Below are 12,083 nucleotides of genomic sequence, written 5' to 3' on the forward strand. Positions count from 1 at the left end.
AAACCTTTTCATATTCTCGCAACAGGGTTGCTTCCCAATTAGCAAGTAGTAGTTGATTTCCACTCCAGATGGTCGCTTTCCGCGGGGCGTGAGTTGAGCCTCCTCGGGCTATGCCCTGCAGGGTCTCAACTTTCACGCAATCCCCGCAGGAGTCGAGCATCTTCCATTCCAATCAACGGATGAGAGAAGTTTCGTAAAAGATTATCTTCATGAACAATTTTTTTGTAGGAGGGCCATCAAAAGATGATTTTGTCATCTTAAGACAGAAGCTATACAGTAATGGTGCTAAAAAAATGAAAACAAGGCTTCGCCAAAAAAGTTTGTTTCAAAGGAAAATCCGAACGATCATTCGAGATCCTTTAGTGAAATCGAAATCGTTCGGATTTTTTTGTTTTGTAAATACAAATAAAGTGTACTTAAACGGCTCCAGCTGTTGATTGGAGTACAAGTAGAAGACTACTAAGGGATAGGTGAGACCCCGCAGGAGCATCAGCGACGAGGAAAGCGAAGTATCGCACGGAAGTCAACAGCGGTGTAACACGATTATTTTAGTCGATATACTCTCGCCTCGTATGGTTTAAGGGTCAGTTTGTTCTGCTCATCGTGGCTTGCTACTTCATAGTTGTTCAATAAAAGGTTCTCTGATGCTACGTTTAATTTACCAAGGTCACAGCCGGCGTTTTTTGTGGAAAGGTTTGTGATGACGACCATGGATGTATTTTCTCCGGTGCGGGTATACGCATAGATTTGCTTGTCTTTTTCCAACAGCAAATCATAGACCCCGTATGTGAAGACGTCTTCCCTTTTCTTAAGTTGAATCATTTTCTTGTAGAAGTTGAGTATGGACTTTTCATCTTTTTCCTGTTTTTTCACGTTGATCGTCTTAAAGTTAGGATTCACTTTCATCCAAGGTGTACCACTGGTAAACCCACTGTTTTCACCATCCGACCATTGCATCGGTGTTCTGCTGTTATCACGGGAGGAGGCCCAGATGATTTCCATGATGTCTTGATGTGGCACCCCCTCTTCCCGTTTAAGACGGTATAGATTCTTTACGGCTACATCATCATAGTCTTCGATGGAAGGAAATTGAACGTTGGTCATGCCGATTTCCTGTCCCTGATAGATGAAGGGTGTACCCTGCATCAGGAAATACATGGCTGCCATGGCTGTGGCACTTTCTTTCCAGTATTCCTTGTCGTTCCCCCAAGTCGAAACAACGCGGGCTTTATCATGATTTTCGATGAAAAGGGCATTCCAGCCGTTCCCTTCCAGCCCTTTTTGCCAACGCGTGAGCACCTTTTTCAATTCCACGATGTCGAGATCCGGATTTGTTTCCGCATCCCACAATCCAAGATGTTCAAATTGAAAGATCATATCCATCTTTCCGTTTTCTTTACCGACCCATAGTTCCGCTTCATCTGCCTTCACACCGTTTGCTTCTCCAACCGACATCACGTCATAATTGGCATACGTACGATCCTTGAATTCCTGAAGGAACGTATGGATCCCTTTTTGATTCATATGCATGTCAAAGGAAGAAACGTATTTTTCCTTCTTCGGATTCGGCATATCCGGCAGACCCGCGCGCTTCTTAATATGACTGATGGCATCGATTCTGAAGCCGTCGATTCCTTTATCCAGCCACCAATTTACCGTGTCATATAGTGCCTCACGCACTTCTTCGTTTTCCCAATTCAGATCCGGCTGCTTCGTCGAGAAGACATGGAGGAAGTAGTGGTCCGTTTCTTCATCATACTCCCAGGCAGATCCCCCGAAAATGCTTTCCCAGTTATTCGGTTCTTTGCCTTTCGCGCCATCTCTCCAAATATACCAATCACGCTTTGGATTGTCCCTGGAACTCCTTGACTCGATGAACCAAGGATGCTCATCACTAGTATGATTCAGGACAAGGTCAATGATCAGCTTCATATCCCTTTTATGAACTTCTTTCAATAATTGGTCGAAATCCTCCATCGTTCCGAAGTCTTCCATGATATCCTGATAATCCGAAATATCATAACCATTATCGTCATTAGGGGATTTATACATCGGACAGATCCAAATCACATCGATCCCTAACTCTTTAATATAATCCAAACGCTGTATGACTCCCTGTAAGTCCCCGATTCCGTCACCATTGGAATCCTGGAAACTTCTCGGATAGATTTGGTATCCCACTGCCTCTTTACGCCATGCCTTTTTCATCGTAACACCTCATCAAAGTATAGTAAGATACAAACGCTTACATTTAATGCAATCGTTTGCACTATCGTTTAAAAAAAAAGCCTCTTTTCAAATATAATAATAGTTTACAACCTTCTTCTGCACTAATCAATAGATAATTCGATTCTAACCAAAAAAAAGAAAGTGGTTACAAAGTATTATTGTGCGAAAATAAAAAGCAAGGCACCCGAGCGAAACGTCAGGTGCCTTCATCTATTAAATGGCTGCTTTTTCTTCTGATTCTTCCAGTACCCGGACAAATTGTCCTTCGTTTAGAGGATAACCCGCTTTGGTGAGTTTCACTTTCACAAGTTTCCCTACCATCTCTTCGGTTGCAGGGAACACCACCTTCAAGTAGTTATCCGTGTATCCTACATAGAGATCATCCTGATAGATTTCTTCAGGGATTACCTCCAGTACTTCGTTTTCGAACTCTGAAGCATATTCTTTCGCTAATTGGTTGGAAAGCTCAATTAACCGGTGGACACGTTCGTTCTTGATGTCTTCATCAATCTGATCGTCCATTCGGGCAGCAGGCGTGCCTGTCCGTTTCGAATAAGGAAAAACGTGAAGCTCCGAGAATTTATGCTCTTTGATGAAATGATACGTTTCCATGAACTCCTCTTCCGTTTCACCCGGGAAACCAACAATGACATCGGATGTTACGGCAAGTCCTGGAAGGGCTTTTTTAAGCTTCTCTAAACGTTCGGCAAAGAATTCCATCGTATACTTTCTGCGCATTCTCTTAAGGACCGTATTGGATCCTGACTGAAGTGGAATGTGCAGATGCCTTACCACAATATCGGATTGATCGATTACTTCAATGACTTCATCCGTCAATTGACTCGCTTCGATGGAGGATATGCGAATTCTCTTAAGACCCTTCACCTTTTGCTCAAGATCTTTAAGGAGCATGGCGAGATTGTAGTCTTTCATGTCCTCTCCATATCCGCCCGTATGGATCCCTGTCAGGACGATTTCCTTGTAACCTGCATCAACAAGCTGCTGGGCCTGGTGAATGACTTCTTCAGGGTCGCGGGATCTCATCAGTCCACGTGCCCAGGGAATGATACAGAACGTACAGAAATTGTTGCAGCCTTCCTGAATCTTAAGGGAGGCACGGGTACGGTCCGTGAATGCCGGGACATCCAATTCCTCGTACACACGATTCTTCATGATATTCGTGACGCCATTGATGGGTTGACGCTCTTTTTTGTATTCCTCGATATAGGTAAGCATTTTCCTGCGATCCTGGGTACCCACCACCACATCGACTCCCGGGATGGCCATGATTTCAGCTGGGGACGTTTGGGCATAACAGCCTGTTACACAGATGACCCCGTCAGGATTTTTCCGGATGGCACGGCGGATTACCTGCCTGCTCTTCTTATCTCCTGTATTGGTTACGGTACATGTATTGATGACATACACATCTGCGATCGAGTCATATTCTACACGTTCATATCCTTCTTCTTTAAATAGTTGCCAGATGGCTTCAGTTTCGTAGTGGTTCACTTTACACCCTAGAGTGTGAAACGCTACTGATGGCATTGCAATCACCTCATAAGTTCTAATTGATAGCTGATGGCTGAGAGAACATACAATGGAGCAGTCTCCGTTCGGAGGATCCTTGGGCCAAGGCCGCATGTAAGAAAGCCTCCGCTCCTCAACAGCTCTACTTCTTTTTCCGATAATCCACCTTCAGGGCCGAATACGACCAGTACACTTTGGCCGTTACCGATGGAGGACAACACCTTTGACAGGTTCCCCTTTTCACCGGCACGTGCTTCTTCTTCATATGCGACAAGTTTATAATCGAACTGACTGCCTGCTTGAATCAATTGTTTGATTGAAACGGGTGCAGAGACAGCAGGGACGAGAAGTCTATGCGACTGTTCAGCCGCTTCCTTCACAATTTTCCCCCAACGCTCTGTCTTTTTCTTTGCTTTTTTTTCGTCCCACTTCACAATGGAGCGATCCGCATTAAAAGGGATAAATTGAGTGGCTCCAAGCTCTGTTCCCTTTTGGAAAATCAACTCCAATTTATCCCCTTTCGGCAGTCCGCTCGCAATGGTTACTTTAATTGGTAATTCTTTCGTCGATGTTTCCCATTGTACTATTGATAGCTTGACTGCGTCACTGGAAATCGTTTCAATACGGGTGATCGCTGATGCCTGATCCTTGAAGACAACGAATACTTCATCCTGCTCCTTCATTCTCATGACACGGACAATATGATGATAGTCATCCCCCGTGATCATAATCGGATCATTTTCTCGATATAGGTCTTCTATAAAATATCGTTGCATACAGTTTCAACTCCACCGTTTTTACTTTGTATTATTCAGGCTTAACAGCAATGATCGCAACCCAGTCTTCCATTACCATGATCTCTTCGATATGGAAACCGGCAGCTTCCAAAGAGTCACGTACTTCCTGCTTTTTAGGCTGGATGATTCCGGAAGTGATAAAATACCCACCCGGCTTCACAAGCTCGTATGCGTCTTCTGTAAAGCGCAGGATGATTTCAGCCAGGATGTTCGCCACGATCACATCGGCCTGCCCGGTCACCCCGTTCAATAGATTATTGGCATCCACCGATACCCTTTCCTGTACTTTGTTCAACTTCACATTCAGCCTTGCTGAACGAACTGCTACTTCATCAAGGTCATATGCACGTACCTGGTCTGCAGCTAATAGAGCCGATGCAATGGATAATACACCTGAGCCGGTACCAACATCAATGACGGAATCATGTTCTTTTACGATCCGCTCAAGGGCCTGGATACACATGACGGTAGTGGGATGTGTGCCCGTTCCGAACGCCATGCCCGGATCCAGTTCAATGATGAGTTCGTCACTATGAACCGGCGTGTAGTCTTCCCAGGTTGGAACAATCGTGAACTTATCCGAAATTTTCACCGGGTGATAGTATTTCTTCCAGGCCGTTGCCCATTCTTCTTCATTCACCTCGGAAATTTCCACTTTGTTTTCACCAATGTCGATATCATAAGTAACAAGGTTCGTGATGCCTTGCTTGATCTCGTCAACGGTTTCCCCAAGGAAACTATTGACGGGCAAATAGGCTTTGACCATGACACCGTCAGTTGGGTAGTCATCAGGGTTGAGTTGGTAGATCTCCCCAAACATATCTTCTCTTTCCTTAACTAATTCGGCAGGGTCTTCAATGACCACACCGCTTGCCCCTGATTCGTGAAGAATGTTTGAAATCGGCTCAATCGCTTCATTCGTTGTAAGAATACTGATTTCTGACCATTTCATTGATCTACCAACTCCGCTCTTTAGTTATTCGCCTTTAAAGGCCTTTTTTACTTTATCAAAGAAGCTTTCATGCTGTTCATCAGGAATTTGACCGCTGATGTCAGCGAATTCTCTCAATAACTGTTTCTGCTTATCCGTCAGCTTGGAAGGCGTGACCACTTTCACCTGTACATGCTGATCCCCCGTACCGTAACCTCTGACATTCGGTACGCCCTTGCCTTTCAAGCGGAATCTCGTACTCGTCTGAGTTCCTGCAGGGACTTTCAGCTTAACTTTCCCGTGTAAGGTCGGTACTTCTATTTCATCACCCAACGCGGCCTGGGCAAACGTCACAGGCATTTCGCAGTAAATGTCATCACCGTTACGTTCGAAGAAATCATGTGAGCGAACGTGGAAAACCACGTACAGGTCACCCGCAGGGCCGCCATTAATACCCGGTTCTCCTTGACCCGTCACGCGCAGCTGTTGTCCATCATCGATACCTGCAGGGATCTTAACAGCGATTTTACGGCGTTTCTGTACTTTACCCGCACCGCCACACGTTGAACATTTTTCCTTGATTTGTTTACCTGTACCGTTACAGTAGTGACAAACCCTTCTGTTCACAATGCGGCCGAATGGTGTATTCTGCTCCACATTCAATTGACCGGATCCATTACAGTGAGAACATGTATTCACCTTTGTCCCAGGCTTTGCTCCCGAACCATGGCACGTTTCACACTCTTCTTCTCTCGGAATTTCGATTTCGGTTTCTTTCCCGAATACCGCTTCTTCAAATGTCAGAGACATCGTATATTGAAGGTCCGCTCCTTGACGAGGTGCATTTGGATCTCTTCTGCGGCCTCCGCCGCCTCCACCGAAGAATGTATTGAAGATATCTTCGAAACCACCGAAACCGCCGCCGCCAAAGTCTCCTCCGCCGCCGAATCCCTGGTTGGGGTCCGTGTGTCCGAAACGATCATACTGAGCGCGCTTCTGATCATCACTTAACACTTCATACGCTTCCGATATTTCTTTAAACTTTTCATCCGCATCCGCTTCTTTATTAATATCCGGATGATATTTTTTGGAGAGTTTGCGGTATGCTTTCTTCATTTCGTCTTTTGAGGCGTCTTTTCCAACCCCAAGAACCTCATAATAGTCCCGTTTACTCATTAAAACACCACTCCCGAATCCTTTGCATAAAGGTTATTTTAACATTGAGCTTCGACTATTATCAATAAAAACTCAACATTCCTTACATTAGTTTGTGTCTGTTGATTGAAGGTTTCCTTCAATCATAGAAAAAGTCAAAGCCAAGAACCGCCCTGACTTTGACTTTTTCGTTCGTTTACAGCTGATTATTTCTTGTCGTCATTTACTTCTTCGTATTCAGCGTCGACCACATCGTCATCTTTCGAAGCTTCGCCTTCAGCGCCTTGAGCTGCCTGAGCTTCTGCTTGAGCCTGCTCATAAAGCTTCATCGTTAAGCTTTGAACGATTTCCTGCAATGCGTCTTTCTTTTCACGGATAAGATCAAGATCATCTTTCTCGATCGCTTCTTTCAGTTCAGCTTTCGCATCTTCCGCTTTTTTCACTTCATCTTCTTCTACTTTGCCTTCAAGATCTTTTAACGTTTTTTCCGTTTGGAAAACAAGTTGGTCGGCCTCGTTGCGAAGTTCAACTTCCTCTTTACGTTTCTTATCTGCATCGGCATTTTCTTCGGCTTCTTTCACCATGCGTTCTACTTCGTCGTCTGAAAGGCCTGTTGAAGATTTGATTGTGATGTTTTGCTCTTTACCTGTTCCAAGATCTTTCGCACTTACATTCACGATACCGTTCTTATCGATATCGAATTTCACTTCGATTTGCGGAACTCCACGCGGTGCCGGCGGAATGTCCGATAATTGGAAACGTCCAAGCGTTTTGTTATCAGCAGCCATTGGGCGCTCACCTTGTAATACGTGAATATCAACCGCTGTTTGATTATCGGCAGCAGTTGAGAAAGTTTGAGATTTAGACGTTGGGATCGTTGTGTTACGCTCGATCAGCTTTGTAGATACGCCACCCATCGTTTCAATACCAAGTGATAGTGGTGTAACGTCAAGTAGAACAACGTCTTTTACGTCTCCAGTCAGAACTCCACCTTGAATTGCTGCACCCATCGCTACAACTTCATCAGGGTTAACACCTTTAGATGGCTCTTTACCTGTTTCTTTTCTGATTGCTTCCTGTACTGCAGGGATACGAGTCGATCCACCAACAAGAATGATCTTATCGATTTCACTTGCAGAAAGACCGGCATCTTTCATTGCTTGACGAGTTGGTCCCATTGTACGTTCTACAAGGTCAGAAGAGATTTCATCGAATTTCGCTCGGGATAGAGTCACTTCCAAGTGAAGCGGTCCTGCTTCTCCAGCTGTGATGAAAGGAAGTGAGATTTGAGTTGAAGTCACTCCTGAAAGATCTTTCTTCGCTTTCTCCGCAGCGTCTTTCAAACGTTGAAGAGCCATTTTATCTTTAGAAAGGTCAATTCCGTTTTCTTTTTTGAATTCAGCTACAAGGTAGTCGATGATCACTTGGTCAAAGTCGTCTCCACCAAGACGGTTGTCACCGGCAGTAGAGCGTACTTCGAATACTCCGTCACCCAGTTCAAGGATTGATACGTCGAACGTACCGCCACCAAGGTCATATACAAGAATCGTCTGGTCTTGATCCATTTTATCAAGTCCGTATGCAAGCGCTGCAGCAGTCGGCTCATTGATGATTCGCTCAACTTCAAGACCTGCGATTTTACCTGCGTCTTTTGTTGCTTGACGCTCTGCATCGTTGAAATAAGCAGGTACAGTGATAACCGCTTTTTCAACTGTTTCTCCAAGGTAATCCTCTGCATATGATTTCAAGTGTTGAAGAATCATTGCTGAGATTTCCTGTGGTGTATATTCTTTTCCTTCTGCTTCTACTTTATGGTCTGTTCCCATGTGACGTTTAACTGAGATGATTGTGTTTGGGTTTGTGATCGCTTGACGCTTTGCTACTTCCCCAACCTGCTTTTCACCATTTTTGAACGCTACGACTGAAGGAGTTGTACGATTTCCTTCTGCGTTTGCAATGACCTTTGGCTCTCCGCCTTCAAGTACTGATACACATGAGTTTGTTGTACCTAAGTCAATACCAATAATTTTACTCATAGTAAGAATCCTCCCTGTTTTGTATATGTAATGTCTTGTTTATTGACTGACCTTCACCATAGAAGGACGAATTACTCTATCTTTCAGTTTGTATCCCTTTTGGAATTCCTCAACAACGATATTACTATCGTAGTTTTCATCTTCCACCTGCATGACAGCTTGATGCATATGAGGGTCAAACTCCTGACCTACCGCTTCAATTGGTTCCACTCCCTCTTTCTTAAGGGCATCTACAAGACTTCTGTGAACCATTTCCATTCCTTGAAGCAATTGTTTCGTTTGCTCATTATCAGCTTCTATATTCAAGGCACGTTCGAAATTATCGAGTGCCGGTAATAGTTCCGTAATCAGTCCTTGAGCACGATATTTTTCTTTTGATTCGTTTTCCACGTTAATGCGACGGCGGAAATTATCGAAATCGGCTCTTAAACGAAGATAACGATTTTCAGATTCATTCAGCTTTTCCTCTAATTGTGAAAGCTCATCTGATTCTTGCTGCTCTTCTGCTATTTCCTCGGCTTGAGGTTCCTCAGCGAACACTTCTTCCACTGCTTCGCCTTTTTCCTCTTTCGCTTCTTGCTGCTCTTGTTTCGTTTCTTCAGACATAACATTCACCTCCTTAAAAATGTGATCCTGCCAACGCTCATATTAAGGCGCCGAAAGGTCTGTTCAGACGCGCTTTCGGGGCCTTATTTTCCTTTATACAATATGTCCACTAATCCCCACTTTGATACAGCTTCGTCAGAACCTTGGACATATCGTTTGAAAAGAAATTAAGTAGACTGACGACACGGGAATACTCCATCCGGGTAGGCCCGATGATCGCAATGGAACCTAATTGTTCTTTGCCAATCGAATAAGTAGCGGTTATGAGACTGCAATTCTCCATAGCAAGATGATCGTTTTCTTTCCCGATCTTAATGTTCACCCCTGTGGCAGATGGGCGGATCAGGTTATAGATGCTTTCTTCCTGTTCGATCATTTCAAGCAGCATGCGGACCTTTTGTACATCGTTGAATTCAGGCTGATTCAGGATATTGGTCTTCCCTCCAAAGAACAGCTTATCCGTGACCGTTGGATTGAAGGAGTCCGTTAGGGAGTGGAGGATAAAATCATAATTCTGTATATGCTCTTTGAGTAAGAGAGCGACTTCTTTAAAGATTTTATCGTTCAACTCAATGATCGGTACACCCGTCAAGCGGTCATTTAAGATGTGTACAAGCTTTTCCAGCTCTGATGCATCCATTGTCGGGGGGATATGGAACAGTTTATTTTCAACATGCCCGTTATCCGTGACGATGATGGCAATGGCCGTATCTTTGTTAAGAGGAATCAGTTGAATTTTCTTCAGCTTGTTTTCCTTTAAATCAGGTCCTAAAACAATCGTTGTGTAATTGGTCAGCTCTGAAAGGATCTTCGCCGATTTCTGAACCACTTTCTCCAATTCATACATGCGCTCGGTAAAGATTGAGCGTAGTGCATGGACGTCATTCTTCTTTAATTTCTGTGGAGAAAGCAAATGATCCACATAGTATCGATAACCCTTTTCTGACGGTACGCGACCTGAGGATGTGTGGGTTTTTTCTATAAAGCCCAAATCCTCAAGATCTGCCATTTCATTACGGATCGTAGCTGAACTGAATGAAATCTCATCTTTTTTAGACAAACTTCTCGAACCGACAGGCTGGGCAGAAAGAATAAAATCATCAATGATTACTTGAAGAATTAGAAGTTGTCGATCTGTTAACAACATTCATCACCCCTGTTAGCACTCTACGAAGATGAGTGCTAAATCTAATTAATAAATTATCAAATCAGTAAAGGGATGTCAATATATTAGATTGGCTCTTTTGGATGAGCCTTTTGACTGACCTTTTTGAAAAAGCGAGTGGTGGTTGATTTCCGCTGCAGGTGCTCGCTTTCCGCGGGGCTGGCGGTGAGCCTCCTCAGGCTTCGCCTTGTGGGGTCTCAAGATCCAGCTCCGGCGGCAAGCCCCTCGAGGTCATAAGCTAAATGGTCCAAGAAGGCAAAAGAACGCCTTCTTAGCCTATTCAACTTATGCTTGTCGGGTCTGAACGAGCCGCCTCCGCTTTTCGTACTTTCCAGCGTTTCCAACAGGAGTCGAGCACCTTCCGCTTTAATCAACTCTCTGAGTATGAGTTGTTTACTACAAGACTAAATAAACACCACTACTCTAAAAGATTGGACCAATTAGATTACCCCGAGGAATGATTGAAAAACCTCATTCCCTAAAAAGCGCCCTTGTTTTGTAAGTGCCACCCGTTCTTCGTTTACTGAGAGCAGTTTGCGCTTTTCCATTTCTTCGATGGATGGGCCAAATACGGATTCTATGGTTGAACCGAATTTTTGTTGGAATATGGATTTACTTACGCCTTCTACCTTGCGAAGTCCCAGGAACATTTCTTCTTCCATCATTTCCGCTTTGGTGACGTTATGCTCCTGGATCGTCGGCATGGAACCTTCTGCAATCGGATCCATGTATTTCTTGAGCGGTCCGTAATTGGAATAACGTACTCCGTTTATATATCCGTGTGCACCTGCTCCTAAACCATAATATTCATTATTGTCCCAGTAAACGAGATTGTGTTTGCTTTCAAATCCCGGTTTGGCAAAGTTACTGATCTCATATTGATTGATCCCATACTTCTCCATCGTTTCGATCAGGATCTCGTACATGGCTGCTTCCTGATCCTGTGACGGCAGTGACAACTTACCTTTTCTCATCAAATTATAGAAAACCGTTTTCGGCTCTACGATGAGTGAGTAGGCTGAGTAATGAGGAAGATCCAGGTCAAGGGCTTTTGTTAATGTATCCTTAAAATCTTCTTCTGTTTGCCTTGGAAGACTATAAATCAAATCGATGCTGATGTTTGAGAACCCTACTTTTTGAGCGTTTTCTACTGACGTATAGACATCTTCGCTTTTGTGGGTACGACCGATTCCTTTCAACAGTTCATCATTGAAGGATTGAACCCCGAAACTCAACCGATTCACACCGTGATCCTTTAACACACGAAGTTTATCCTGTGTTAGATCACCAGGGTTTGCTTCAAATGTGAATTCACCCTTTTCAAAAGGCAAATGGGTCGTGATGGATTCACACAGCTTATCGAGCTGACCAGCATCCAAAGACGTCGGCGTACCACCGCCGACAAAGATTGTATCCAGTTTCTCAGAAGCTGATACTCTATGTTTCATTTCCTGACCCAGGCTGATTAAGTATTCATTTACGGGCTGGCCTTCCAGGAAAACTTTATTAAAATCACAATAGTGGCAGATATGTTCACAAAAAGGAATATGAATATAAGCTGATTTAACCAAAATTATCCCTCCTTTGGGGGCATTCATAGAGAAAAGGGGGTAAGCTGTGCTTGAAAAACAAGC

General features: G+C 44.0%; 9 protein-coding genes. All 9 read right to left on the minus strand.

The genetic code is table 11. The features are described from left to right. Window positions 1–543: 543 nt before the first annotated feature. Window positions 544–2,208, minus strand: coding sequence for a glycoside hydrolase family 13 protein (locus tag NQ095_RS19780; RefSeq protein WP_258265152.1), 1,665 nt, complete (start codon window positions 2,206–2,208; stop codon window positions 544–546). Between the two features lie 234 nt (window positions 2,209–2,442). Continuing rightward, window positions 2,443–3,777, minus strand: a complete 1,335-nt coding sequence (mtaB, locus tag NQ095_RS19785) for a tRNA (N(6)-L-threonylcarbamoyladenosine(37)-C(2))-methylthiotransferase MtaB (protein ID WP_258265153.1) — start codon at window positions 3,775–3,777, stop codon at window positions 2,443–2,445. A gap of 5 nt (window positions 3,778–3,782) precedes the next feature. Beyond that, window positions 3,783–4,535 (minus strand): 16S rRNA (uracil(1498)-N(3))-methyltransferase, encoded by a 753-nt coding sequence (locus tag NQ095_RS19790; RefSeq protein WP_258265154.1) that lies wholly within the window; start codon window positions 4,533–4,535, stop codon window positions 3,783–3,785. A gap of 31 nt (window positions 4,536–4,566) precedes the next feature. Then, entirely contained in the window at window positions 4,567–5,508 is a 942-nt protein-coding gene (prmA, locus tag NQ095_RS19795) for a 50S ribosomal protein L11 methyltransferase (RefSeq protein WP_258265155.1), read from the minus strand. Window positions 5,509–5,532: 24 nt separating this feature from the next. After that, entirely contained in the window at window positions 5,533–6,663 is a 1,131-nt protein-coding gene (gene dnaJ, locus NQ095_RS19800) for a molecular chaperone DnaJ (RefSeq protein WP_258265156.1), read from the minus strand. A 185-nt stretch (window positions 6,664–6,848) separates the two neighbouring features. Further along, window positions 6,849–8,678 carry a molecular chaperone DnaK gene (dnaK, locus tag NQ095_RS19805; protein WP_258265157.1) on the minus strand — a complete coding sequence of 610 codons (1,830 nt, stop codon included), beginning with the start codon at window positions 8,676–8,678 and terminating at the stop codon, window positions 6,849–6,851. A gap of 39 nt (window positions 8,679–8,717) precedes the next feature. Further along, a complete protein-coding gene (grpE, locus tag NQ095_RS19810; RefSeq protein WP_258265158.1) occupies window positions 8,718–9,284 on the minus strand; it encodes a nucleotide exchange factor GrpE in 567 nt (188 codons plus the stop codon). A gap of 109 nt (window positions 9,285–9,393) precedes the next feature. After that, the gene (gene hrcA, locus NQ095_RS19815; protein WP_258265186.1) at window positions 9,394–10,428 is read right to left on the minus strand and encodes a heat-inducible transcriptional repressor HrcA; all 1,035 of its coding nucleotides are present in this window, start codon (window positions 10,426–10,428) and stop codon (window positions 9,394–9,396) included. A 461-nt stretch (window positions 10,429–10,889) separates the two neighbouring features. Next, window positions 10,890–12,047 (minus strand): radical SAM family heme chaperone HemW, encoded by a 1,158-nt coding sequence (hemW, locus tag NQ095_RS19820; RefSeq protein WP_258265159.1) that lies wholly within the window; start codon window positions 12,045–12,047, stop codon window positions 10,890–10,892. Between the last annotated feature and the right edge of the window lie 36 nt (window positions 12,048–12,083).

This window comes from Rossellomorea sp. SC111, from assembly GCF_024733565.1.
Lineage (GTDB): Bacteria > Bacillota > Bacilli > Bacillales > Bacillaceae_B > Rossellomorea.

What these genes read in the sequence shown, in the direction of transcription:
- NQ095_RS19780 (WP_258265152.1), bottom strand. Translation starts at nt 2,208, where the DNA reads ATGAAAAAGGCATGGCGTAAAGAGGCAGTGGGATACCAAATCTATCCG.
- mtaB (WP_258265153.1), bottom strand. Translation starts at nt 3,777, where the DNA reads ATGCCATCAGTAGCGTTTCACACTCTAGGGTGTAAAGTGAACCACTAC.
- NQ095_RS19790 (WP_258265154.1), bottom strand. Translation starts at nt 4,535, where the DNA reads ATGCAACGATATTTTATAGAAGACCTATATCGAGAAAATGATCCGATT.
- prmA (WP_258265155.1), bottom strand. Translation starts at nt 5,508, where the DNA reads ATGAAATGGTCAGAAATCAGTATTCTTACAACGAATGAAGCGATTGAG.
- dnaJ (WP_258265156.1), bottom strand. Translation starts at nt 6,663, where the DNA reads ATGAGTAAACGGGACTATTATGAGGTTCTTGGGGTTGGAAAAGACGCC.
- dnaK (WP_258265157.1), bottom strand. Translation starts at nt 8,678, where the DNA reads ATGAGTAAAATTATTGGTATTGACTTAGGTACAACAAACTCATGTGTA.
- grpE (WP_258265158.1), bottom strand. Translation starts at nt 9,284, where the DNA reads ATGTCTGAAGAAACGAAACAAGAGCAGCAAGAAGCGAAAGAGGAAAAA.
- hemW (WP_258265159.1), bottom strand. Translation starts at nt 12,047, where the DNA reads ATGAATGCCCCCAAAGGAGGGATAATTTTGGTTAAATCAGCTTATATT.